Source organism: Flavobacterium psychrotrophum (assembly GCF_003403075.1).
Lineage (GTDB): Bacteria > Bacteroidota > Bacteroidia > Flavobacteriales > Flavobacteriaceae > Flavobacterium > Flavobacterium psychrotrophum.
The window spans coordinates 4160429-4184208 of sequence record NZ_CP031557.1; the positions used below are offsets into that span (position 1 = coordinate 4160429).

22 protein-coding genes and 1 tRNA gene are annotated in these 23780 nt (G+C 38.7%); 8 read left to right on the plus strand and 15 right to left on the minus strand.

The genetic code is table 11. The features are described from left to right. Window positions 1-9: 9 nt before the first annotated feature. From mnmG to DYH63_RS17995, 3 genes are all read right to left on the minus strand, one after another. Entirely contained in the window at window positions 10-1881 is a 1872-nt protein-coding gene (gene mnmG / locus DYH63_RS17985) for a tRNA uridine-5-carboxymethylaminomethyl(34) synthesis enzyme MnmG (RefSeq protein ID WP_116790116.1), read from the minus strand. Between the two features lie 103 nt (window positions 1882-1984). Further along, the gene (gene ybeY, locus DYH63_RS17990) at window positions 1985-2404 is read right to left on the minus strand and encodes an rRNA maturation RNase YbeY (RefSeq protein WP_116790117.1); all 420 of its coding nucleotides are present in this window, start codon (window positions 2402-2404) and stop codon (window positions 1985-1987) included. Beyond that, entirely contained in the window at window positions 2397-5798 is a 3402-nt protein-coding gene (locus tag DYH63_RS17995; protein WP_116790883.1) for a DUF4175 family protein, read from the minus strand. The genes ybeY and DYH63_RS17995 overlap by 8 nt, the downstream gene beginning before the upstream one ends. A 217-nt stretch (window positions 5799-6015) precedes the next feature. Between DYH63_RS17995 and gltX the strand changes: the two genes are divergently transcribed. Continuing rightward, window positions 6016-7527, plus strand: coding sequence for a glutamate--tRNA ligase (gene gltX, locus DYH63_RS18000; RefSeq protein WP_116790118.1), 1512 nt, complete (start codon window positions 6016-6018; stop codon window positions 7525-7527). A 74-nt stretch (window positions 7528-7601) separates the two neighbouring features. Then, window positions 7602-8588: an SPFH domain-containing protein gene (locus DYH63_RS18005; protein WP_240409032.1), complete on the plus strand. Its 987-nt coding sequence runs from the start codon at window positions 7602-7604 to the stop codon at window positions 8586-8588. A gap of 241 nt (window positions 8589-8829) precedes the next feature. On the opposite strand, the gene DYH63_RS18010 is transcribed toward DYH63_RS18005, so the two are convergent. The 4 genes from DYH63_RS18010 to DYH63_RS18025 all read right to left on the minus strand — a co-directional run bounded on the left by DYH63_RS18010 (window position 8830) and on the right by DYH63_RS18025 (window position 11800). Further along, the gene (locus DYH63_RS18010) at window positions 8830-9075 is read right to left on the minus strand and encodes a DUF6327 family protein (protein WP_116790119.1); all 246 of its coding nucleotides are present in this window, start codon (window positions 9073-9075) and stop codon (window positions 8830-8832) included. 2 nt (window positions 9076-9077) lie between these two features. Then, on the minus strand, window positions 9078-9434 hold the full coding sequence (locus tag DYH63_RS18015) for a competence protein (protein ID WP_116790120.1): 357 nt from the start codon (window positions 9432-9434) through the stop codon (window positions 9078-9080). Window positions 9435-9455: 21 nt separating this feature from the next. Then, complete coding sequence (locus tag DYH63_RS18020; RefSeq protein WP_116790121.1) at window positions 9456-9791, minus strand: YtxH domain-containing protein; 336 nt, start codon at window positions 9789-9791, stop codon at window positions 9456-9458. A gap of 323 nt (window positions 9792-10114) precedes the next feature. Then, a complete protein-coding gene (locus tag DYH63_RS18025) occupies window positions 10115-11800 on the minus strand; it encodes a glutamine--tRNA ligase/YqeY domain fusion protein (RefSeq protein ID WP_116790122.1) in 1686 nt (561 codons plus the stop codon). 149 nt (window positions 11801-11949) lie between these two features. Here DYH63_RS18025 and folB point away from each other — a divergent pair, with 149 nt between their 5' ends. Together folB and DYH63_RS18035 are read left to right on the plus strand one after the other, a co-directional pair. Continuing rightward, the gene (gene folB / locus DYH63_RS18030; protein WP_116790123.1) at window positions 11950-12309 is read left to right on the plus strand and encodes a dihydroneopterin aldolase; all 360 of its coding nucleotides are present in this window, start codon (window positions 11950-11952) and stop codon (window positions 12307-12309) included. Between the two features lie 262 nt (window positions 12310-12571). Next, a tRNA-Cys gene (locus DYH63_RS18035) sits at window positions 12572-12642 on the plus strand. Window positions 12643-12700: 58 nt separating this feature from the next. Here the strand turns inward: DYH63_RS18035 and DYH63_RS18040 are convergent. The 3 genes from DYH63_RS18040 to DYH63_RS18050 all read right to left on the minus strand — a co-directional run bounded on the left by DYH63_RS18040 (window position 12701) and on the right by DYH63_RS18050 (window position 14935). Further along, window positions 12701-13381 carry a LysE family translocator gene (locus tag DYH63_RS18040; RefSeq protein ID WP_116790124.1) on the minus strand — a complete coding sequence of 227 codons (681 nt, stop codon included), beginning with the start codon at window positions 13379-13381 and terminating at the stop codon, window positions 12701-12703. Window positions 13382-13480: 99 nt separating this feature from the next. Next, window positions 13481-14128: a GIN domain-containing protein gene (locus DYH63_RS18045; protein ID WP_116790125.1), complete on the minus strand. Its 648-nt coding sequence runs from the start codon at window positions 14126-14128 to the stop codon at window positions 13481-13483. Window positions 14129-14263: 135 nt separating this feature from the next. Further along, a complete protein-coding gene (locus tag DYH63_RS18050; protein ID WP_116790126.1) occupies window positions 14264-14935 on the minus strand; it encodes a head GIN domain-containing protein in 672 nt (223 codons plus the stop codon). A 244-nt stretch (window positions 14936-15179) separates the two neighbouring features. On the opposite strand from DYH63_RS18050, the gene DYH63_RS18055 reads away from it, so the two are divergent. After that, complete coding sequence (locus tag DYH63_RS18055) at window positions 15180-15617, plus strand: hypothetical protein (protein ID WP_116790127.1); 438 nt, start codon at window positions 15180-15182, stop codon at window positions 15615-15617. A 45-nt stretch (window positions 15618-15662) separates the two neighbouring features. On the opposite strand, the gene rnr is transcribed toward DYH63_RS18055, so the two are convergent. Continuing rightward, on the minus strand, window positions 15663-17849 hold the full coding sequence (rnr, locus tag DYH63_RS18060; RefSeq protein ID WP_116790128.1) for a ribonuclease R: 2187 nt from the start codon (window positions 17847-17849) through the stop codon (window positions 15663-15665). A gap of 120 nt (window positions 17850-17969) precedes the next feature. On the opposite strand from rnr, the gene DYH63_RS18065 reads away from it, so the two are divergent. The 3 genes from DYH63_RS18065 (at window position 17970) to DYH63_RS18075 (ending at window position 20529) form a co-directional block, all read left to right on the plus strand. Continuing rightward, complete coding sequence (locus tag DYH63_RS18065) at window positions 17970-18209, plus strand: DUF2007 domain-containing protein (protein ID WP_116790129.1); 240 nt, start codon at window positions 17970-17972, stop codon at window positions 18207-18209. Between the two features lie 617 nt (window positions 18210-18826). Next, complete coding sequence (rpiB, locus tag DYH63_RS18070) at window positions 18827-19258, plus strand: ribose 5-phosphate isomerase B (protein WP_116790884.1); 432 nt, start codon at window positions 18827-18829, stop codon at window positions 19256-19258. Between the two features lie 128 nt (window positions 19259-19386). Beyond that, window positions 19387-20529: an ATP-binding protein gene (locus DYH63_RS18075; RefSeq protein ID WP_116790885.1), complete on the plus strand. Its 1143-nt coding sequence runs from the start codon at window positions 19387-19389 to the stop codon at window positions 20527-20529. Window positions 20530-20535: 6 nt separating this feature from the next. Here the strand turns inward: DYH63_RS18075 and DYH63_RS18080 are convergent, their stop codons facing one another. From DYH63_RS18080 to DYH63_RS18095, 4 genes are all read right to left on the minus strand, one after another. Beyond that, window positions 20536-21126, minus strand: coding sequence for a hypothetical protein (locus DYH63_RS18080; protein ID WP_116790130.1), 591 nt, complete (start codon window positions 21124-21126; stop codon window positions 20536-20538). Window positions 21127-21368: 242 nt separating this feature from the next. Further along, window positions 21369-21749, minus strand: a complete 381-nt coding sequence (locus DYH63_RS18085; RefSeq protein ID WP_116790131.1) for a PH domain-containing protein — start codon at window positions 21747-21749, stop codon at window positions 21369-21371. An 82-nt stretch (window positions 21750-21831) separates the two neighbouring features. Beyond that, entirely contained in the window at window positions 21832-22698 is an 867-nt protein-coding gene (locus DYH63_RS18090) for a tyrosine-protein phosphatase (RefSeq protein WP_116790132.1), read from the minus strand. A gap of 152 nt (window positions 22699-22850) precedes the next feature. After that, entirely contained in the window at window positions 22851-23648 is a 798-nt protein-coding gene (locus DYH63_RS18095) for a zinc-binding metallopeptidase family protein (RefSeq protein ID WP_116790133.1), read from the minus strand. Window positions 23649-23780: the final 132 nt, after the last annotated feature.

A 23780-nucleotide genomic window follows, 5' to 3' on the forward strand; every position in this document is an offset into this window, starting at 1 on the left:
GGAACATCATTATCTGCCCATATGTATTAAAAGCACCGAAATATCGCTTGGCGTTACACCGCTTATGCGCGATGCCTGCGAAATGGTAACGGGCTTAATTTTTTTCATCTTCTCTTTAGCCTCAAAAGACAATGACTTTATTTTATCATAATCAAAATTCTCAGGAATTTTTACGTCCTCGAGCCTGTTTAGTTTATCGGCATTGTTTTTTTCCTTTTCGATGTAGCCTGAATATTTAACCTGTATTTCTGCCTGCTCTATCACTTCCCTATCCAGGTTGTGCTCGGCAATATATTCCTGTACTTTTTCGAATTTAAGAATATCTTCCAAATCCAGTTGCGGACGAGAGAATACCTTAAACATTTTATCGGCCTGTACAATTGGCGACGATTCTTTAGCTTCAAGAATAGGATTAGCTTCTGCAACGGTTACACTCGTTTCTCGGAAGAAGTTTACAAAGGCATCGCTCGCATCGCGCTTCTTTTCCATGCGGCGCAGGCGGTCTTCTTTAGCAAGGCCTATTTCATAAGAAAGTGGCGTAAGCCTAAAGTCTGCATTATCCTGACGTAATAGTGTACGGTATTCTGCACGGCTGGTAAACATGCGGTAGGGCTCTTCGGTACCTTTTGTAATAAGGTCGTCTATAAGCACACCTATGTAGGCTTCGTTGCGTTTTAGTACAAACGGATCTTTATCCTGCACTTTAAGCGCAGCATTGATACCGGCCATTAAGCCTTGCGATGCCGCCTCTTCATAACCTGTAGTGCCGTTTATTTGTCCTGCGAAATACAAACCGTCTACAAGTTTAGTTTCAAGCGTATGCTTAAGCTGTGTTGGCGGGAAATAATCGTACTCGATAGCATATCCCGGACGAAGGAATTTCACCTTCTCAAAACCTACCACACTGCGCAATGCCTTAAACTGAATATCCTCCGGAAGGGAGGTACTAAAGCCATTAACGTAAACTTCGATGGTATTCCATCCTTCTGGCTCTACAAACAACTGGTGGCTGTCTTTATCTGCAAAACGGTTTATCTTATCTTCTATCGACGGACAGTAGCGCGGCCCAAGGCTTTTGATGCGCCCATTAAACATAGGTGAACGGTCAAAACCCTCTTTAAGTACATCGTGCACCAGCTGACTGGTGTAGGTCATATAGCAAGAACGCTGTTCTTTTAAGGGCTGCGTTATATCCATGTACGAGAACTTTTCAGGGTTAATATCACCGGGCTGTTCTATCATTTTACTATAATCAAGCGATCGTCCGTCTACACGAGGAGGTGTACCTGTTTTCATTCTGCCCGACATAAAACCTGCTTTAACCAGGTCTTCGGTAATGCCGTAAGCAGCACTCTCTCCTGCCCTGCCACCACCAAATTGTTTCTCCCCAATATGGATCAATCCATTCAGGAATGTGCCATTTGTAAGCACTACGGTTTTACCTTTTATTTCTACACCCAACGATGTACGTATCCCTTTTACAACACCATTTTCGATGATGATTCCTTTAACCATTTCCTGGTAAAAGTCAAGATTCGGGGTACGCTCCAGCATCAGCCTCCACTCTTCAGCAAAACGCATACGGTCGCTTTGTGCACGCGGGCTCCACATCGCAGGCCCTTTACTCTTGTTAAGCATCTTGAACTGGATAGCGGTCTTGTCTGTAACAATCCCGGAATATCCTCCAAGTGCATCAATTTCGCGTACAATTTGCCCCTTTGCTATACCACCCATTGCAGGGTTGCACGACATTTGGGCTATGTTTTGAAGGCTCATGGTAACCAGCAATGTGCTGCATCCCATATTTGCTGCTGCCGCCGCAGCTTCGCTGCCGGCGTGCCCAGCACCCACTACAATTACATCATATTCTTCCTGAAACATTTTATTCTCCTTTCGATTGTTCCACGTGGAACTTTCTTTGTTTTATTTTGAAACCATAATCGTGTTCCACGTGGAACACGATAAATTTAAAGAGATGTTTAATCTACTGTTCCACGTGGAACAACTTCATTTTCTCCTCTTCTTTAACGCGCATTATCTGCTCATCTTCCTCTGTCTTGTCTTTATAGCCGCAATAGTGTAATACACCATGTGCCATAACACGACGAAGTTCTTCTTCAAAAAGCACGTTATACTCAACAGCGTTTTCTTTTACACGTTCTATAGATATAAAGATATCGCCACTTATAAGGTTACCCATTGTATAGTCAAAACTAATAATATCGGTAAGGGTATCGTGGTCTAAAAATTCTATGTTCTTTTCTAAAAGGTAAGCATCATCACAAAAAATGTAGTTGATCTCCCCCTCTGTTTTATCTTCACTTTCGATAACATCGGCTATCCATTCTTCATATTGAGCTTCATTAGTAAGCTCAAAATTTGTTTCGTAATTAAAACTAATCATTGCCTTTAAAATAGGTTTGCACCTTTTGGTTAAAATTTGGGCGCAAAGGTAGTGTTTGTCTATTTAAAATCTCTACGCTGTTTAAATAATCTTTCAGGGCATCAGGCAGTTGGTTAGCGGTGTTGTTAAACTCCTTTTTATTGGTTTCGCTCTGCCTTTTGTTATCCTGACCCTGCTCAAGCATTGCTTTATCAAGCTTTAAAAGTTCCTGTTTAAGGTTCTGCATTTTTTGCAGGGTTTCATTTTTAAAGCCTTTATTAAGCAACTGTTTTTCTATATCTTTCATTTGGCGCAAAGCTGCCTGGCCGTTGCCACCCATACCCTGCTTATCCAGCATTTGCTGTAGCGACTCACGCAGCTGCTGCTGTTCTTTATATATTTCTAATAGTTTCTCGGCATTGCCTTCTCCACCATCGCCGCCTTCACCGTCGCCCTGGCCTTCTCCCTGTTTACCACCGGGCTGTTTGCCACCAGATTCTTTGCCGTCTTTTTGTCCGCCTTTCTGTTTACCTCCTTCTTTCTGGCTCTGGCCATCCTGCTTACCTCCGCCTTCCTGACCTTTCTCTTCGCTACCATCTTTCATGCCTTTTTGCATTTTTTGAGAAAGTCCCTGTTGCTTCTGGATGATATCAGACAATTGCACATCTTTGCCAGACTTACCTTTGCCTTTACCCTGACCTTGTCCCTGTCCGCTCATTTCCATCTGCATATTATTAAGCGCATCACTTAAAAAATCGGCAAGCTTATTAGCAGACGTTATAGCATATTGCTGGTTAGACACACCGCGTGGCACTACATTATCGGCAAGATCTGTCAATGCCTTGTCTACATAATAATGCACATTGCCTACCTCTTTAGTAATCTCTTCGGTTATCTTAGGGTTGCGTAATGACATGGCAAAAATGCTATCGTCAACATGGTTAAACTGTACTTTAAGATCCTGTTGCTTTTTAAGATATTTGGCAAAGTTTGCATTACGGTTACCTGCATTTTTAAACTGCCCCATAACATCTTCCTGAGAGAATGAATATGCCAAGAGGTTATCCAATATCTGGCGGAGCACCTTTACATCTTCTTCAAGCTGATCTGCCTGTCCACCCTGCATTGAGCTTTGCATCTTTTGCCCCATCTGCTTCATTTTAGCAGCAGCACTTTTTTGCTTTGGTTTGGCTTTATCCTGTTTGCTTTTTTGATCGCCGCCTTCTTTTTGAAGTTCCTCTTTAGCCTTATCCTGATCCTGGTCGATGCTTTGTTCCTGCTTTTCATCTACCGGAATATCCATAGGTTTTTTAAGTTCCTTGTTTTGTTTATCAAGGTCGCGCATTTCCTGTTGCAGCTTGTCAAATTCTTTATTAACCTTATCCTGCTCCTGAGCATTGTTATCTTTACTGTCAGATAATTTATCCTGCTTTTCGGCAAGCTTATCCAGTTTTTCCGCAACCTGTTCAGCTTTCTTTTCTACATAAAAACGCTTGGTAAGTTCTACCAGCTGCTCCAGGTTTTTTGTCTGGTCTTTGCTTTGTTTTTTAAGCTGGTCTACCTTATCAAACAATTCTTCTTCCTTAAGCTTATTGGTAAGTTCCTTAAGTTCGTCAAGCAGTTTTTTATTTTTTTCAGATTCTTTTTCATTCTTTTCAAGGCGCTTCATCAACTCTTCCTTAATCTCATCTTTCTTTTCAGGAAGAAACTGCTCCAGGTTTTCCTGAAGTTTTTTGCTCATCTCCTGCTTGTTTTGCTCAAGGGTTTGCTGACGGTTTATAAAGTCCTGAACTTTTTTCTGGTCTTTAAAATCCATGTTAGATTTCTCCTTGCCCATTTGTTGCAGCTTATCAAGCTCAGTATTTTGCTTGTCCTGGTTTTTGATCGATTTCTCTAAACCGCTAATACTGCTGTTTTGCTCTTGGAGTGCTTTATCCTGCTGCTCATCCTGCGTAAGTTCTCTGTGCGAAAATACCGATGACTTTGTACTCTTAAAACCATGCACGGCATCGTTATCAAAAACCTCAAAATAGTATTCGTAGTTAACACCATCCTTTAGCGCAAGCCCATCCGGGAAGCTGTAGTAAAAACGGTCTACCGTTTGTTTCTTAACCGGAAGTGTTCCACGCTTGGCAGCCGCAGGGTTATCCTGAGGGTAATACACCACCTGAAGTTTTGTAAGCCCATTATCATCGCTCAACTGCCCCAGCACAATTTCTCTTTTAAGCTTTAAACCGTCAGGAGCGTTCTGTGCGGTAATGGTTGGGTACTGGTCTTTAAGCGTTGTGATCTGATATTGCAGCTTTTCGTGGTTTTTTACCTTAAAATTACTCGTAAGAATTTGATATTCTGTATTTTGAAGTATATTTTTAGATAATGTAAAGCTGTTTTCATTGTTAGAGAACGGCGTAACAGCATTATCAGTCATATAGTTGACAGAATTTGTTGCCAGGGCGTTAATTTTCCAGGTTACCTTAGTGCCTTCCGGTACCACGGCATTGCCACTACCCTTAACCACTTCCTGCTTTTTGCCAAGGTAACCGGGGAACTGTAATACCATTTCAAAATTTGCAATGGTAGGCACCGCCACCACATCCAGCTCATACGGCTTAGAAATTACATTATTTGCGTTAAGCTGAAATTCAATATTTTTTGTAGGCTTTTCAAAACGGTAGGTAAACACGCCGGGCTTTACGCTTTCAAGGTAATAGTTTTCATTGCCTATAGTTATCATCGCATTCTCCGGCACTACACTCCCCTGCGTTTTTACTTCGAGTACAAAATCAGTATCCTGCTGTGCCATCAGCGATTTGTTTACAATTACAAATTCAAACGGAGCCGGTGGCGCGTAGTGCTTATTGTAATTAACAACACGGCCAAAACTGTTTGTTATAACTGCGCTGTTACCACTAATAAGGAAAACCAAAATAAGCAACACGGGTATGGCTGCATATGGCAGGTACTTTATATTCTTATTAAAATTTACGGCATTAGTAAACGGTACCGGTTGCAGGTTGCTTGCCTTTTGTTCTATCGAAGCCAGTAACAATTCGCTTTGGTTAGCATCATTGCTCAGCTGAAGGAAATTTGTAAGCTTATCGCTCACCTCGCTAAAGTGACTGCCAATGATGGCCGATGCCTGTTTGTAGTCGATACCCTTTTGAAGTTTGAACAATTTAAACAGCGGAAACAAAATAAAACGTGCCAGGAGAATCGCTTCTACGAAAATAAAAATCCAGAAGAGTGCTGTACGCCCTTTTTCAGGCAGCCACAAAAAGTACTCCACCAGAAAGGTAATGATAAAGTAAAGTAACCCGAGGGCTATAAAAAAGATTGTTCCACGAATAACTTCGTTTGTGTAATACTTTTTAATAAAGGCTTCGAGCTTTGCGTATATGATGTTTTTTGCTTCCAAATTGTTCAAAAAATAGTGGCGATTGTTAATAACCGATAAAAATACAAATTCTTATAATGCGGTGGTGTTATTTTTTAAGTGTTCAGTATTCAGTACCAGTACGCAGCAGCTTCACTCTTACCGACCGGTTTTTTAATGAAGCTTAGTCTGTTATTTGATATTTCTTATTTGGAATTTTAATAAGTCCTATCTTTGTGCCTTTAAAAAACAAAAAGTTATGTCAAGACCGGTACGTGTGCGTTTTGCACCCAGCCCTACAGGCCCGCTGCACATAGGTGGTGTGCGCACGGCGCTATTTAATTATTTATTTGCCAAAAAACATGGCGGTACTTTTTACCTGCGCGTAGAAGATACCGACCAAAACCGCTTTGTGCCCGGTGCCGAAGAGTATATTGTTGAGGCACTTAACTGGCTTGGAATACCTTTTGACGAAGGTGTGGGCAAGAACGAAAAGTTTGGCCCGTACCGCCAAAGCGAACGTAAAGAAATGTATCAGCAATATGCACAGCAGCTTATAGACAGCGGCTGGGCTTACTATGCTTTTGATACTGCCGAGGCGCTTGATGAACTTCGCAAACAGTTAGAGGCAGAAGGAAAAACCTTTATATACAACCATGCTAACCGTGGAACATTAGACAACTCGCTTAAAATAACTGCTGAGGCAACCCAGGAGCGCATTGCAAACGGTGCCGAATATGTTATCCGTTTTAAGACACCGGTGGGCGAAACACTACACCTTAACGACATTATTCGTGGGGATATAAAATTTGATACCAGCCTGCTTGATGACAAGGTATTGTTTAAAAGCGATGGTATGCCTACTTATCACCTTGCAAATATTGTAGACGACCACCTTATGGAAACATCTCACGTTATTCGTGGAGAAGAGTGGTTGCCATCTATGCCATTGCACGAACTGTTATACAAAGCCTTTGGTTGGGAAGCGCCTAAGTTTGCACACCTTCCACTAATATTAAAGCCTGTAGGCAATGGCAAACTAAGCAAGCGCGATGGCGATAAGCTGGGCTTCCCGGTGTTTCCGCTGGAGTGGAAAAATGCCGATGGCACATCCTCTATGGGTTACCGAGAGCAGGGCTTTTTGCCTGATGCCGTTATTAACTTCCTTGCGCTGTTAGGCTGGAATCCGGGTACTGACCAAGAATTGTTTACACTTGATGAACTGGTACAATTATTTGATTTAGAAAGGGTACATAAGGCTGGAGCAAAATTTGATCCGGATAAGAACAAGTGGTTTAACCACCAGTATTTCCAGAGAGAAGATAATGCTGTTCTTGCCAAAGGGCTATCGCATACGCTGATAGAAAAGGGTATTAACAAACCTATTGAAGATGTTACCCGTATTGTAGGCCTGGTTAAAGAGCGTGCTACTTTTGCCAGCGAACTGTGGAACCTGAGTGATTACTTTTTTGTAGCCCCGGAAAGTTTTGAAGAAAAAGCTGTAGCCAAACAATGGAAGCCCGATACTGCAGAAATACTAAAAGAGGTAGCCGATGTGCTTTTAAATACTTTGGATTTTAGTTCTGCCAATACAGAGAGCGTTGTAAAAGCCTGGATTGAGCAAAAAGGCATTGGGATGGGTAAAGTTATGCCTCCATTGCGATTAAGCCTTGTAGGCGATTTAAAAGGCCCGCATTTGTTTGATATCATCGAACTGATAGGTAAAGACGAAACCCTGAAAAGGATACATAAAGCGGTAGATACGCTATAAAATTTTAAAGCCTCTGTAACAAGAGGCTTTTTTTTGCGTATAACTTATATAACAATTATAAAACCAATTAAATCATGGGAACAATTTTTCTCGTAATTATCCTGTTTTTCGGGCTTATCATTCTATTTTCATCCTTCTTTACGGTAAAGCAGCAAACATCTGTTGTGGTAGAACGTTTTGGTAAATTTCAGGGCATTCGCCATGCGGGTCTTCAGCTTAAAATTCCGATAGTAGATAAAATAGCAGGCCGCATTAACCTGAAGATACAGCAGCTGGATGTTATTATCGAAACCAAGACTAAAGAGAACGTGTTTGTAAAGATGAAGGTTTCGGTACAGTTCAAGGTAATACAGGACAATGTGTATGATGCTTTTTACAAACTTGAATATCCGCACGACCAGATAACATCGTATGTATTTGACGTTGTACGTGCCGAGGTACCTAAGCTAAAGCTGGATGACGTTTTTGAACGCAAAGATGATATTGCCATTGCCGTAAAGCGTGAGCTTAACGAAGCCATGACTACATATGGATATGATATTATCAATACCCTGATAACAGATATTGACCCGGATCCTCAGGTTAAAAATGCAATGAACCGCATTAATGCTGCCGACCGTGAAAAATCTGCCGCTGAATATGAAGCAGAAGCACAGCGCATACGCATTGTAGCCAAGGCTAAAGCTGAGGCAGAAAGCAAAAGACTACAGGGACAGGGTATTGCAGACCAGCGTCGTGAAATAGCACGCGGCCTTGTAGAGAGTGTAGATGTACTTAATAAAGTGGGCATTAACAGCCAGGAAGCATCTGCGCTTATTGTGGTTACACAACACTATGATACGCTACAGGCTATAGGCAGCGATACTAACAGTAACCTTATCTTATTGCCTAACACGCCACAGGCAGCTAATGATATGCTAAACAACATGATCGTATCTTTTGCAGCATCTAATAAGATAGCTGAAATGCCCGGCAGAAAAGAAAACCATAAAAAAGATGACCATGGCTATAAAAGGCCAAACCTTGATAAACCGGATGCACCATCTGAGTCAAACGACTAATACTAAAGCTACCCTAACCGGTAGCTTTTATTTTTTAAGGGTATATTTTTTATATAGGGTATAAAGTGCATATATTATAACAGCCGTTAGGGCTACCATAAATAACTGCCATAAAAATAAAGATGTAGAAAATTCAGATACAGACGTTTCCATAGTAAAAAGATTTAATTGGTTGACGTAAAAATACAAAAAAAGGCTACTCATTGGCAGCCTGTACTGTTATTATTCTACAGAATATAACTTAAAATATCTTTTTAAAAAGCCAGGTTAATGCGGCATTTTTTAATGGGCCGGAGAACGCACCTACAACATTTAAAATCTTTTTGGGCGTCTCCCCTATTATGTTGCCGGGTTTAAGGCTCTCTTTAGTTTCATCAAGATCTTTCTTAAAACGCAGGTATGCAATATCCCTTTCCATCTTAAGAATTTCAAGATCTTTATTTATCTCATCAAAGGTGCGGTAAACTTTAGTACTTCTTACTGCCATAACTATTCGTATGTTTTAAATAATAATCTTGAAAAGGTAGCTACAAGCGGCCCTTCCACTATCTTATCCTGAACTTTGTATATTACTATAGCCATGATAAGATAAATAAAACCTACGGTTAAAAAGCCGTAAGCAAAGTTATCGAACCAGTAACCAAAAGCAAGTGCCAGGGCAATTGAAAAGAAAAGAGTTACAATAACCAGCATGGTAGCAAGCAAAAACAACTTGAGCATCATGGCGGTAGACTTCATTGCAATCTTAAAACCCCACAGCTTATAGTATGCTAAGTTAGCATCTATTAACCGTTTGGCTTCATTTTTTAGGTCTTCTGCGTTTTCTTTAATTTCTTCAAATGCCATAGCACGCTTTATGATTTAGAATTAGTTTGCAGATGGCGCATCGGCCTTAGCATTCTTTTTAAGTTCTTCAAGTTTTTTTTCAAGGGTAGAAATTACTTCATCAGCTTTATTTTCTACGCTCGATACAAGGTTGTTAAGACCGGCTTCGATATCCTGCTTAGCAAAACCAAATTTGCTTTTTACAGTTTCTGTAAAATCGCCCACTTTGTGCTTAAGCTCATCTGCTTTTTCAGTAGCGCCGTCTTTAATTTTTTTTCTTGTCTTTTTACCTTCGTCCGGGGCAAACAAAATACCCAGGGCTGCACCTACGGCCGCACCTGCAAGTACGGCAACGATTGTTCCTGTTTTACCAGCCATGATTAAAATTTTTAAAGATTAAAATTCTTCTTTTTGTTACTTATTATAAAGGTAAGGCATTTTAACACTCGCAGGGTGTTAATTCGAAGTTAATTGAAAGCTAAATATTACAAAAATTAAATGCAGACCATTTACAGAACGTATATGATAGTAAATAAGGATTTACCTTACCCATTTTTAAAAATGTCTTAGAAACAATTTATAGAGGTCACTTTTAATAAATTATAATTATACAATTTAAATAAAACATAGTATTTATATATAATAAAAAACTCCCACTATAAGTGAGAGTTTCTATAAACAAAAATTATATTGAGTTTGGGTTACTCCTTATTTTCGACTTTTGCCCAGGTATCACGAAGGCCAACTGTTTTGTTAAAAACTAATTGTTCTGCATTCGTATCTGTATCTACGCAAAAATATCCTAAACGCTGAAACTGGTAACGCTCGCCCGGCTCAGCACTTTTTAGTGATGGCTCCAGGTAACCGGTAATAACTTCAAGCGCATTAGGGTTAATGTATTCTTTAAAGTCTACATCTTTATCGCCATCAGGGTTTTCATGGGTAAAAAGCCTGTCATAAATACGCACTTCTGCCTTAACAGCATGTGGTACAGATACCCAGTGTATAGTACCCTTTATTTTTCTAAGGCTGGCTTCGCTACCGCTTCCACTCTTAGAATCAGTATCATAAGTGGCATGAATTTCGAGTATATTACCCGCTTCATCTTTTACAACACTTTCACCTTTAATTATATAAGCATTTTTTAAACGTACTTCTTTACCCAGCGTAAGACGGAAATACTTGTTGTTAGCATTTTCCATAAAGTCTTCGCGCTCTATGTAAAGTTCACGGCTAAACGGTACTTCACGAAATCCTGCAGCTACGTCTTCAGGGTTGTTCTCTGCCTCCAGCCATTCTTCCTGCCCTTCCGGATAGTTAGTAATAACCAGCTTAACAGGGTCTAATACAGCCATAACACGAGGGGCAGTTTTATTAAGCTCCTCACGCACACAAAATTCTAATACACTAACGTCTATAAGGTTAGTACGTTTTGCAATACCTATGGTATTGGCAAAGTTTACAATAGACTGTGGCGGATATCCCCTTCTGCGCATACCACTAATGGTACTCATACGCGGGTCATCCCATCCGGTAACATAGTTATCCTGTACCAGTTGTAATAGCTTACGCTTACTTACTACAGTATGGCTAAGGTTACGGCGGGCAAATTCGCGCTGTTTAGGACGTGTTTTATTGTTGTCGTATATCTGGTCTAAGAACCAATCATACAATTCCCTGTGCATCATAAACTCAAGTGTACAAAGCGAATGGCTTACCCCTTCAAGGTAGTCGCTTTCGCCATGTGCCCAGTCATACATAGGGTATATGTTCCACTTATCGCCGGTGCGGTGGTGGTGTTTTTTAAGTATGCGGTACATAAGAGGATCGCGCATTAGCATATTGCTGCTGCTCATATCTATCTTAGCACGAAGCACATGCGTACCTTCGTCAAAATCGCCGTTCTTCATACCTTCAAATAAGGCAAGATTCTCATCTATAGACCGGTTACGGTACGGGCTATCAGTACCCGGCTGGCTTGGCGTACCTTTTTGCTTAGCCATATCTTCAGAACTCTGGCTGTCTATATAAGCTTTGCCCTGTTTTATAAAGGCTACAGCCCAGTCATACAGCTCCTGAAAATAATCTGAAGCATACAGTTCTTTATCCCATTTAAAGCCCAGCCACTCTACGTCTTTTTTAATGGCATCTACATACTCCTGCTCTTCTTTAGCAGGGTTAGTATCGTCAAAACGCAGGTTTACAGGGGCATTGTACCTAAGGCCAAGGCCAAAGTTAAGACAGATAGAACTGGCGTGACCCACGTGCAGGTAGCCATTAGGCTCTGGTGGAAAACGAAAACGCAGTTTATCATCCGGGAAGCCGTTACCCAGGTCTTCCTCTATAATTTGTTCAATAAAATTGAGTGAACGCTCTTCAGTTGACATAGCTTGTTATAAATAAGATTGCAAAGGTATGAAATAGTGGCAAAGTTGCAGAGTAGCTAAGCAACTTTGTTACTTTGACATTAATCAAAAAGCTAAGGGGCTAAAAACTTTGTAACTTTGCTACTTAATAACTATGCAACTCAAAAAAAATGGGCATTATAAAACTTAAGAACATTCGTACTTTTTCATACCATGGCTGCCTGGTTGAAGAAAGTAAAATAGGCAGTGATTATACTGTAGACCTGGAAATTAAGACCGACCTGCGCAAAAGTATGATTACTGATGAGCTGGCCGATACCGTAGATTATGTGCACCTTAACCGAATAGTAATGGAAGAAATGGCCATACGTTCTAAACTTTTAGAACACGTGGCACACCGCATTGTAAAACGTACTTTTGATGAGCTGCCACAGGTAAGCCGTGTATTATTATCGGTTTCTAAGGTTAATCCGCCCATTGGTGGCGATGTAGAGGCCGTAACCATACAGATAGAGGAGTTCAGAGCGTAATGTTTGTTTGAGGTTTAAAGTTTCAGGTTATTTTCAACGTTGAAACATAAAACTGCCTGAATTGTATGCGCTTATGTAAAAGGCTTAGCTTTGTTAGCAGATTATTATAAAAATGCTTCATGCACTTTTTTATAAAAAATAAATATTTTAATGATTTAAAAATTAAATGATTAAGAAACTCATGTCAAGAATTTTTAAATCTTTTGAATTTTTAAATCTTTCAATTTAAAAAAATGTTTACATTTGCCATCCAATAAAGACTGGCATCTTGGCCGAGCGGCTAGGCACAGGTCTGCAAAACCTGCTACAGCGGTTCGAATCCGCTAGATGCCTCTTAACAAAAAAGCTCTCATTTCTGAGAGCTTTTTTTATGCTTATAACTTAAGTAGTATTACTGGTTTGAGTGTTCTATCTGGTTTATGGTTTCTTCCATTTTAGAAGGAAACCAGCCCTGCAGTAACAATGCCACACCAAATATCATGAGGATAACGCTTATTATTTGTTTCATTTTCATGATGTTTTTTGTGGTAAGCTTGCTTCGCAGTTGCTTAGCCAGTGCTATCTTGCCCAGGTCTATAATAAAGTAGGTACTTACTATGGCAATAAAGAACACCAGCATGCGCGATGGTTCAAGGTCTAATTTTGGCCCCCAGGCGATGATAATAGTAAGCCAGAAGCCCAATACCCCAATATTGATAAAATTAAGCAGGAAACCCTTTATAAACAGGTTTAGGTAGTTCTTTTTTACAATGTCTTTACCGGCATCGTTTATAAGTGCTGTGCGCGATGTTTTTTTAACCTTTACAAGCGATATAATACCGTAGGTTAATAAAACAAGCCCGCCAAATATAAACAGGGCGGGCTCATCTTTTATTTTTTCGAGCAGTTTATAACTGCTAAAATATGCAATAAGTATAAAAACAATATCTGATGATATAGCGCCCATATCAAAAGCAATAGCTGCTTTAAACCCTTTTAAAACACTGGTTTCCAAAAGCACAAAAAAAACGGCTCCCGGCATGATGCTTAAAATAAAGCCTATGGGAATGGCACTAAAAATGTCCTGTATCATTAAATTTATTTAACGATGCAAGTTACCATTTTTAATTCATAATAAAAATATAACAAAGAGCAGGTATTATATAAACTTAAATTACAGTTTGATATTTTATTACTTAACTACTTCTATGTGCGCATCAGATCCTTTAGTTTCTGTAACCTTTTTTGGATTGCCATAAATTTTAAGTGAACCGTCTGAAGATACTACTGCTTTTACACTACCCCTGGCTGTAATAACACCCGAAGCATCTGAAGATAAGGAAATAGAAGTATTTTCTGTTATCAGGTCCTGGCCTTTAAAAACGGCATCAGATGCAAATGATGCATGATGGTCTGTAGCAGTACCTGTAAGTGTTACTACCGCATCTGAGTTTGCAGCTGTACTAAGGTTTTTAACGTTTATGTTAAGCGATACTTTTGCATCAGATGCAGCTGTTACACTAAGCGATGGCGTTTTAATTTCGTCTGTACTGTTTATTTGTGCATCTGCGGCAGCCACAATATTTTCGAGTGCATTTTTATAGTATATGGTAATATTATTAACATCGCCGTTTAAAGTAAGCATACCATTTTTAACGTCAATTTGAAGTTCACCATCTTCATAGTTGTTAGTAACCAGTTTATTTTCGGTAGATTTTACCAATGTAACTTTTAAATCTGCACCTATCGTTACACTTTTAAATTCATTAAGCTGGATAGTTTTTTGAGCAGTAGCCAGGCTAATGGCAGCCAGGGCAGTAATGGTTAAAAATGTCTTCATATTTTTCAATTTTAAAAATTTACAGATTAGTTCTTATCACAAAGACAGTATAGTTTACAGGATGTTACAGCAGGCCTAAAAAAAATAACCTCACAAGAAAAATTCTTATGAGGTTATCTTAATATCTGTGATAGATTATTTTATAACGTTGATGCTGCCACCGGCAAATGTTTTCTGGTCTACCTGCTTAGGGTTACCATAAATATCTATATCGCCACCTGCCTTAGTTTTTGCATCTACATATTCTGTAGCAAATATCTTAACATCGCCACCTGCACTTACACTTACCGTAGTTTGTGTAGTAGTAAGCGATTTACCTCTAAATATACCGCCCGATGTAACGCTTATATCATTGTTAGTGGCAGTACCGGTAACTTCTAATATACCGCCAGAGTTAGCTTTAGATTTTAGTTTAGATACCTCAAGGTTAAGCTTTATGGTAGCACCTTCTTTAGCATTTATCTCAAATCCGGTAGACTTAAACGTATCTGCAGATCCTACAAAAGATCCTTCACTGGCTTCTACCGTATAAATAGGCCCCGAGTAGTATACTGTTGCAGTAACATCATCTCCGGACAAGAGCTTGGTTACCTTCATCCTGATCTTAAGATCGTTGTTTTTTGTTACAACCTCTACATCATTGGCCCTGTTACCATTGATAACTATTTTATCTTCAGTAGATTTTACAAGGGTAACGTTTATTTTATCAAATACACGTACTGTGGTAAAGTCGCCCAGGTTCTTGGTTACCTGCGCCGATACAAACTGGCTGATGCCAATAAAGGCAAATAAAATTAATTTTTTCATGTTTTTATTTCTTTGATTGCTGATGTTACTACTTCGCTTTATTCTTACAAAGTAAGCACTACTACAAAGACAGTGCCGTTAAAAATTTGTTACACTTTACAATAAATATTATTAATAATATGTAAACATTACACTTACCGTTTAACGTTATAAAAATGCCTTTCATCGAAGTATAATATGCAATCGTCTGATTATTTTACAATTAAATTTTTCATAATATAGTTTTACACGAAACTACACTATTATGAGCAAGCTATTTTCTGGACAATTGTTTCTTATTGATCATGATGAAGATCGTGTCACCTCATTTAAAAACAATCTGAACAGTTTAAATCATTCTATTTTCTTCAATCACTTCAACTCTGTACATGAAGCTTTTAAAATGGTATTAACACCCGGTATTATAGCTCCTGAATTTATTTACATTCATGTTTGCCTGGCTACTTTTGAAGCTAAAGATATCTTGAACAAAATAAGGAAAATACAAAAAACAACATATACAAAAATTATCGTTTTTGGCAATGTTATACCAGATGGTATGGTAGCAGCATCTATAAAATATAATTTCCGGATTGTGAAGACACATCCGGAAATTGAAAAATCTGAATGCTGCTTATTTTATTCAGATTTTATTAGCTTAAATAGAAAATTAATATGTTCTCCACTTTGCAAATGTTGCTAAAGTATGCTTTACTACTTAATATAGTTTCAAACTTTGAGGTAATTGTTACTCATTCTTTCGCAGGTAAGTAAAGTCGAGCTGTTTTTTAACCAGGTCAGCATTTTTAACTTTTACATATACCTCGTCTCCCAGCTGTAGTATGTTACCACTACCCTCGCCTACTAAAGCATACTGCTTATCATCAAAGGTGTAATAATCATCCCGTATCTCGCGGATGCGGCACATGCCCTCACACTTGTTAGAAACAATTTCTACATAAATGCCCCACTCTGTAACACCCGATATTACACCCAGGAACTCTTCGTCCTGATGGTCCAGCATATATTTAACCTGCATATATTTAATACTGTCTCGCTCTGCATTTGCAGCCAGGCTTTCCATGGTAGATGAGTGTTCGCACATCTCTTCATAATGTTCTTTATCGGCCGTAGTACCGCCATCTATATAGTGCTGTAACAGCCTGTGTGCCATAACATCGGGGTAACGGCGTATGGGCGATGTAAAATGCGAATAGTAATCAAACGCTAAGCCATAGTGGCCTATGTTATCTGTACTGTATTTAGCTTTGCTCATACTGCGTATGGCAAGTGTATCTACAAGGTTTTGTTCTTTTTTACCCTGAACATCAGTTAATAAATTATTCAGCGATTTAGAAATATCTCCCTTAGACCTGAAGTCTATTTTATAACCAAATTTAGAAATTACCGTTTGCAGGTTGATGAGCTTATCTTCATCAGGCTCATCGTGAATACGGTACACAAATGTTTTTTCAGGACGTTGCTTACCAATAAATTCGGCTACTTTTCTGTTAGCCAGCAGCATGAATTCTTCTATAAGGTGGTTAGCATCTTTAGCTACTTTAAAGTATACACCTACCGGTTCTGCGGCTTCGTTAAGATTGAATTTTACTTCTACCTTATCAAAAGATATGGCACCGTTTGCCATACGCTTACTGCGCAGTATTTTAGAAAGTTCGTTAAGCTTAAGTGTTGCAAACTGTATCTCTGGCGAAACAGTGTACTCCTCCCCTGTCAGCGATATATCTGCCGAAATGGTGTTGCCTTTTGTTTCAATAATATGCTGCGCTTCCTCATACGCAAAACGCTGGTCAGAATAAATAACTGTACGGCCAAACCACTGGTTTCTAACTTCTGCTTTTTCGCTAATTTCAAATATGGCAGAGAATGTATATTTTTCTTCGTGCGGGCGCAGTGAACATGCAAAGTTACTAAGCACCTCAGGCAGCATGGGTACTACCCTGTCTACCAGGTAGACTGATGTGGCTCGTTGGTATGCTTCGGCATCAAGCACGGTACCTTCCTGCAGGTAGTGCGATACATCTGCAATGTGTATACCTACTTCATAATTACCGTTCTCTAATTTTTGGAAAGATAAGGCATCATCAAAGTCCTTAGCATCTTTAGGATCTATGGTAAAGGTTAAAACATTACGCATATCCCTTCTGCGGGCTATTTCTTCAGGATGTATCTCTGTATCTATCTTTTGCGCAAAAACCTCTACATCGACAGGAAAATCGCTCGGAAGGCCATATTCTGCCAGTATCGCGTGTATCTCGGTATTATGTTCTCCGGGTTTTCCTAAAACTTTAATTACACTACCAAAGGGGCTGTCTGCTTTTTCTGGCCAGTCGTCCATCTTTACCAGTACCACATCGCCGTTTTGTGCATCGCCCAGTTTATTTTTCGGGATAAAAATATCTGTGTACATCTTGGCATTGGCTGTGCTTACAAAAGCAAAATTCTTTTGTATGTCTATAACACCCACAAATTCTGTTTTGTGGCGTTCTATAATTTCTACTACTTCGCCTTCTGGTCTGCGGCTCTTGCGACGGTTATAAATATATACCTTAACCTTGTCTTTATCAAGGGCTTTGTTAAGGTTATTAGTGGGTATAAATACATCATCTTCCAGCTCAGGAGAAACAAAATAAGCTGTTTTCCTACTGGTCATGTCAATTTTTCCTTCCACATAATCCGTCCTGGCTATCACACGGTACTTACCTTTTTCAAGCTCTTCAATCTGCTCTTTAGCTGCCAGTAGCTTTAGTTCTTTAATGATAAGGTTCCTGCTTTGGGTATCATTAAGTTCTAATGCGGCCGATATCTGTTTGTAGTTGAATGACTTATTAGGGTCTTTGGAAAGTATCTTGTAAATTTTGTGTGAAAAGTCTTTTTCTTTCTTCGCTGACGGTTTTCCGTTCTTCTTACTCATATAAAATCTTAAATATTGGCTGAAAATTACGAATATCTATCAGAATTATAAGACACCTTAATGAAATAATAACGTTTAAATGCCTACTTTTATATTCAATCTACGTTTCAAAATATTGGTATGAAGCAATTTGTAACCGCAGCAGTATTTACTTACCCTCACGAAATAGCCATTTTAAAACACCTGCTAACCGATGCCGGCCTTAGTTTTTACTTTGAAAACGAAGCTATGGTACAGGTTGTACCTATGTATACACACGCACTGGGTGGCATAAAACTTAAAGTACACAAAAATGATCTGAGCACTGTACAACAAATTATAGAAGACTTCAATTTTAATAATCACTTAAAAATTGTCTGAAGCTGCTTTCAAAGTTTTCAACATACATTAAAAATAAAAAAAAGATTTTTTAAAAATTTAAATTTTATTGATGGTTATTATTGCTTGTTGAAAAGTGGGATAACTTTTAGCAAGACCCTTTGATTAACGACTTATACAATCTTATACAATTGTTTCAACAATGTTAAGAGAATGTAAAATTATAAAAGTGAGGTGTTTTCGTAATTTTCGTAAAAGGTTATTAACAATGGTCAACTTATGGTTTGATATACTTTTTATGGATAACTTGTCCTGTTAATAATTGTTAATAAACCCTACCGGTATGCTGATAACTCCACAACAAAAAATAAGAAATTTATTTGCACACGTCACTTCTATTTTGCCTTATAAAAAATTACCGGATTTCTATAAAAAGATAAATTTTTCAATTGTAGAGTTATCAACAAAGTTGTGTAAAACCTATTCCCTTTGTTTTCAGTACCTTTTTAAAGTTACCAACATCGTAGGATTTTAACATAATTGTTTGTAAGTTATACACGTGGGTACGTAAGTACTTATAACCTAATTATTTGGCATAGGTTTATAAGAATATGCCTAATTTTGGTACCTTTGTGTATAATAACACACTAATTAAGACTATGAAAATTTCTATTGGTAACGACCACGCAGGCCCTGAATATAAAAAAGCCATTGTAGCACACCTGGAAGCTAAAGGCTACGAAATTATTAACCACGGTACAGATACGGCAGATAGTGTAGACTATGCAGATTTTGTACACCCGGTGGCTAATGATGTAGAAAATGGTGTGGTAGAATTTGGTATTATAATTTGCGGCAGCGGAAACGGGGCATCTATGACTGCTAACAAGCATCAAAAAATTCGCGCTGCACTGTGCTGGACTAAAGAAATTACCGAACTGGCACGCCAGCATAACGATGCTAATATACTAAGCATACCTGCGCGTTTTACCAGTAAAGAACAGGCTATAGCCATGGTAGATACTTTTTTAAATACCGCTTTTGAAGGTGGCCGCCATAAAACACGCATTGATAAAATGCCGTGTATGTAATACAGGAATTGACGGAATTAATGTAAATTCCGTCAACTGACTGACTCAATTAATGTAAATTCCGTCAATCAACTGACGGAATTTACATTTTTTTGTATAATTTTGTTTCTGTAAAAAGCAAAATTATTATGGCTAATTTTTATCAACGCATTGTTTTAGAAGAATTTAAAACTAAAGTTGTACCTAATAAAGTACTTATTTTATTAGGAGCACGCCGTGTAGGTAAAACCCGCCTGATAAAAACCTACCTCGAAACCCATACCGATGCAAAATATTTACAGCTAAATGGAGAGGATATTAATGATGCCACCCTGTTGCAGGAACGGTCTGTAGCTAATTATAAAAGGCTGCTGGATGGTACTAACCTGCTTGTAATAGACGAAGCCCAAAACATACCCGATATAGGCCTGATTCTTAAACTTATTGTAGACAGTATAGAAGGTATTAAAGTTATTGTTACAGGGTCGTCTATGTTTGACCTTACCAATAACCTGGGCGAGCCACTTGTGGGCAGAAAAAACACACTCTACCTCTACCCGCTTGCGCAAATGGAATTTAACGAGTTTGAAAATTATAAGCAAACTACCGAAAATTTAGAGCAGCGCCTGCTCTTTGGTGGTTACCCTGAGCTGGAGCAATATCCTGACTGGGAAGAAAAAAAGGATTACCTGTTCGAGATTATTAATGCCTACCTGTTTAAGGATATACTTGTTTTTGAGGGTATCAAAAACTCTGATAAGATTTATGACCTGCTGCGTATGATAGCGTTTCAAGTGGGTAAAGAAGTATCGTTACAGGAGCTGGGCAACCAGTTGCAGCTGTCTAAAAATACGGTAGAAAAATATCTTGACCTGCTTACTAAAGTGTTTATACTTTTTAAACTTGAGGGTTACAGCAAAAACCTGCGTAAGGAAATTACCAAATCGAGCCGGTGGTATTTTTATGATAACGGTATTCGGAATGCCATTATTAACAACTTTAACCGCCTGGATAACCGTACAGATGTGGGCGACCTGTGGGAAAACTACCTTGCTGCAGAGCGTATTAAAAAACAGCAGTACCGCAAAATAAGGGTTCGTAATTATTTTTGGCGTACGTATGACCAGCAGGAACTCGACTGGCTTGAAGAAGGCACAGACAGCCTTGCAGGTTTTGAATTTAAATGGAACGAAAAGCGTAAGGCTAAAATACCCACAGCCTTTGGCAAAGCCTACCCGGAAGCTACGTTTGAGGTTATAAACAAGGGCAATTACCTAGATTTTATAATGTGATGTGTATTATGATGACTTCTTTTTAATATCCTTTATAAGCCTGTTGTAGCAACCTAAAACCAAACCCTGAGAAGATTTTACAAGGTGTACATCGCTGGTGCTGTCAGTAGGTTTATGTGCGCTGCCCTGTGCGGTTTGAGAGTAAATAACCATACCATTTTTAAGGTCGTAAACTTCGAGGGTTACGGTACTCATATTTTGCCTGTTGTCTGACATATGCGAAACGTTGAGGCTTACGGCAGCAAGGTTATCTTTAACCATATTAGTCTTGATGTTAATAAAGTAATCAAACTTAGTGCCCTTATATAAATCGGTAATTTGTTTTTGAGACGGGTTTAGCGGAATTTTAACGCCCAGTAAAAGTCCGTTTGTGTTTCCGGTTTCGCTCAGGCGGGTGCCCACAAAGCCGGAGAAATCTTCTACCGCTTTTTTATAGATCATGTTGTTAACATCATTATTACCGTCTATGCTGTTTAGCAGCCATTTTCCATCTTTAAAACTAAGGCCGGCCTGTGCCGGATTTGTAAATACATAAGATGGTACAGAACACGAAAGAAAAAGAAATGGCAGTAACAAAAGTAATCGGGTAATACGCATGATGGTTGGTTTTTAAGCAAATATAACGAAGAGATTTTAATAAAATTGCACTTCCCTACTACCTGGCCTCAGCATTTTTGTCATGCTGACGATAGGAAGCATCTCAGATATATTTAAATAAAAAAATCCGCCATCGGCGGATTCCTTATATTATCTTCAGCTGTGTTTTCCATTTCGACGGCAGGAGAAATCTCGATACTGAAATTAACTACCGCAATAGAAAATGCTAATATGCAAACATACTATCCCAGCACGTGCTGCGCCAGTACCCTTTGCACATCATAAATATCAACCGACTTGTTGAATTTTTTAGTGATGCTTGGCAGCGCCTCGCTCGATACCCATATTTTAAGTTCGGCATCAAGGTCAAACGTACCCGCTGTTTCTACGCTAAAGCGCGAAATGCTCTTGTAAGATATAGAAAGGTATTCGGTTTTTTTACCGGTTAGTCCCTGAACGTCAACAATAATAAGGCGCTTGTTTGTAAAAATAAAGGTATCGCGTATTAGCTTAAAGCCTATTTCTATCTGTTCGCCATTGGCCAGTAGCTTGCCATATTCGTCCTGAAGTTTAGCTTGGTCTACCACGCCGGCATTGCCCAGTAATGAAGAAAAAATTCCCATGAGTTATAGATTTTTTGTTTTATGATTCAGCGGCTAACATACAAAAATTAACAACGGCTTGTTGTTATGATTTTAAGAAAAATCACTCCGTAAACTTATCAATATAATGTTGACGTTGCGGTTCATCTATTTGCAGTACTTCGTGAATGTAATTATCAACAGATCCATATTGCTGCTCAATAACGTCAAACGTAGCGGCAAGGTAACCACTTTCTATCCAGCTAAGTTTTTCCAGTACGCCTACATCCAGCTTAGGGTATATGATATGTGCCCTTTTAGCCATTTTCAGTCGTTTGTAGACAATATCTTTGCGTAGGTTATTAGAGTTAAGGTAATCGTTATAAATCGTTGCATCGTCAAACCTAAGCACTTTTAGCACCAGAGCCGTAATAATGCCCGTACGGTCTTTACCGGCGGTACAGTGGTAGAGCAGGGGAGCATCGGCCTGTAGCACACGGTGCACAATGTCCCGAATTACCTCGGGCCTTTCTACGGCATAGGTTTTATAGAAATCCAGCATACGGTTTTCGGCATCGGTGCGGGTTACTTCGCCATGCAGTACCAGTTTGCGTGCCTGTTGCAGCTGGTCGCCCTTATCTTCAAACGCCGCCAGGTTTACATAGTCTACACCGGGCGGAATGTTATCGGGGCTTTTAGCAATCTCGGCAGGGGTGCGCAGGTCGATAACCTGTTTTATGCCCAGTGCCTCAAAATCGTCATATAGCTTAGGCTTTAGCCCGTGCAGGTTGGCACTGCGATATATAAGCCCGTCCTTAAGTTTTTTACCCTCGGTATTTGTAATGCCAGATACATTGCGCAGGTTGGCAATACCTTTTACGGCCACGGTTTTTTCAGTATTGTCTTTTGCATATTCAGGCTCGGTAAATTTAAACGAAGAGCAGGAGGAGAGCGTGCTTACAAACAGTATAAAGCTTAGCTTTTTCAGCATTTTTTATTTTAAAGGTACGGATTGTTGTGGGTATAAAAAAATTAGGCTAGAGGGCGTGATTGGTTGTCGTAAGATTTTGGTTCTCGCTGGTGTAAATAGCAAATACATATTACAATATATAATCGTATTACATTGAAATTATTATAAATCATTTAAAACTGAATGATAGCATTTCCTTTTAGGCAATTATTTATAAATGAGTTAAGAAAATTTTTCCCACCTCCTAAACTATTATAAAATCCTATTGTACGCGGAGTAATTTTTGTATCAGTATCATAGATTTTGGATTTAATAGTAGCTAATGCCATAATCGCATTTTGGATAGATGTAGGACTAATTTCAGAGGGCATAGGAATTAATCCTGTAATTTTATCTCCACTTATTCCTAAAGATTGAACAACTAAGGATCCAGAAACTTTTTTAGCTTGTGCAGCAATTCCTAATGCAAAAAGATTTCCTAAGTCAATACTTCCTTCATTTACAGTAATATTTACTGTAAGTCTTAATCCAATTCCTACATATAGAGGTGTTGATCCATTTATTGCGGTAACTCCTGCGGGAATATTTTCAACTAGATCAAATAGTAAGACATCATCGTTATTCTTAGAATATCTAAAAAGTTTAGGATAAGTTTGAAATTTCATATAGTCCATTATTACTTCATAACTATGACCTTTGTAACCAATTTTTGCAGGACCATAAGTAGCTCCTCCACTTCCATCAATCTCTCTTATTGCTAATCTCATGGTTTCATCGCCTAAAGCATTTAATATTTCATTATGTTTTGATAGTGGATCTACAATGCTAGCACCTACTTTTACATCAACGGGTAATGGATCAAGAGGCTGATATCCATATGCTACTACTTTTTCACCTGACGTCGCTGGCAACGTGGAATTACAACTATACAAAAAACTAACTGTACAAATTATTAAAAATAAATTTTTCATAAAATAAATTTTAAGTTATTGAAATTGAATATATAAACATATAAAATTAACAAAAAAACTATTACATATTATAAATTATTAAAGTTTTTCTTAAACAAGAATTATATAAACTTTTTCTCCATATTTGCATCC

Excerpts from the sequence above, each read along its gene's own strand:
- DYH63_RS18065 (WP_116790129.1), top strand. The coding sequence starts at position 17,970 with ATGAAGCAATTTGTAACCGCAGCAGTATTTACTTACCCTCACGAAATA.
- DYH63_RS18075 (WP_116790885.1), top strand. The coding sequence starts at position 19,387 with ATGGCTAATTTTTATCAACGCATTGTTTTAGAAGAATTTAAAACTAAA.
- ybeY (WP_116790117.1), bottom strand. The coding sequence starts at position 2,404 with ATGATTAGTTTTAATTACGAAACAAATTTTGAGCTTACTAATGAAGCT.
- DYH63_RS18040 (WP_116790124.1), bottom strand. The coding sequence starts at position 13,381 with ATGATACAGGACATTTTTAGTGCCATTCCCATAGGCTTTATTTTAAGC.
- DYH63_RS18050 (WP_116790126.1), bottom strand. The coding sequence starts at position 14,935 with ATGAAAAAATTAATTTTATTTGCCTTTATTGGCATCAGCCAGTTTGTA.
- folB (WP_116790123.1), top strand. The coding sequence starts at position 11,950 with ATGGGCATTATAAAACTTAAGAACATTCGTACTTTTTCATACCATGGC.
- DYH63_RS18095 (WP_116790133.1), bottom strand. The coding sequence starts at position 23,648 with ATGAAAAATTTATTTTTAATAATTTGTACAGTTAGTTTTTTGTATAGT.
- rpiB (WP_116790884.1), top strand. The coding sequence starts at position 18,827 with ATGAAAATTTCTATTGGTAACGACCACGCAGGCCCTGAATATAAAAAA.
- DYH63_RS18085 (WP_116790131.1), bottom strand. The coding sequence starts at position 21,749 with ATGGGAATTTTTTCTTCATTACTGGGCAATGCCGGCGTGGTAGACCAA.
- DYH63_RS18020 (WP_116790121.1), bottom strand. The coding sequence starts at position 9,791 with ATGGCTGGTAAAACAGGAACAATCGTTGCCGTACTTGCAGGTGCGGCC.
- DYH63_RS18015 (WP_116790120.1), bottom strand. The coding sequence starts at position 9,434 with ATGGCATTTGAAGAAATTAAAGAAAACGCAGAAGACCTAAAAAATGAA.
- DYH63_RS18010 (WP_116790119.1), bottom strand. The coding sequence starts at position 9,075 with ATGGCAGTAAGAAGTACTAAAGTTTACCGCACCTTTGATGAGATAAAT.
- DYH63_RS18045 (WP_116790125.1), bottom strand. The coding sequence starts at position 14,128 with ATGAAGACATTTTTAACCATTACTGCCCTGGCTGCCATTAGCCTGGCT.
- DYH63_RS18055 (WP_116790127.1), top strand. The coding sequence starts at position 15,180 with ATGAGCAAGCTATTTTCTGGACAATTGTTTCTTATTGATCATGATGAA.
- DYH63_RS18025 (WP_116790122.1), bottom strand. The coding sequence starts at position 11,800 with ATGTCAACTGAAGAGCGTTCACTCAATTTTATTGAACAAATTATAGAG.
- mnmG (WP_116790116.1), bottom strand. The coding sequence starts at position 1,881 with ATGTTTCAGGAAGAATATGATGTAATTGTAGTGGGTGCTGGGCACGCC.
- DYH63_RS18005 (WP_240409032.1), top strand. The coding sequence starts at position 7,602 with ATGGGAACAATTTTTCTCGTAATTATCCTGTTTTTCGGGCTTATCATT.
- rnr (WP_116790128.1), bottom strand. The coding sequence starts at position 17,849 with ATGAGTAAGAAGAACGGAAAACCGTCAGCGAAGAAAGAAAAAGACTTT.
- gltX (WP_116790118.1), top strand. The coding sequence starts at position 6,016 with ATGTCAAGACCGGTACGTGTGCGTTTTGCACCCAGCCCTACAGGCCCG.
- DYH63_RS18080 (WP_116790130.1), bottom strand. The coding sequence starts at position 21,126 with ATGCGTATTACCCGATTACTTTTGTTACTGCCATTTCTTTTTCTTTCG.
- DYH63_RS18090 (WP_116790132.1), bottom strand. The coding sequence starts at position 22,698 with ATGCTGAAAAAGCTAAGCTTTATACTGTTTGTAAGCACGCTCTCCTCC.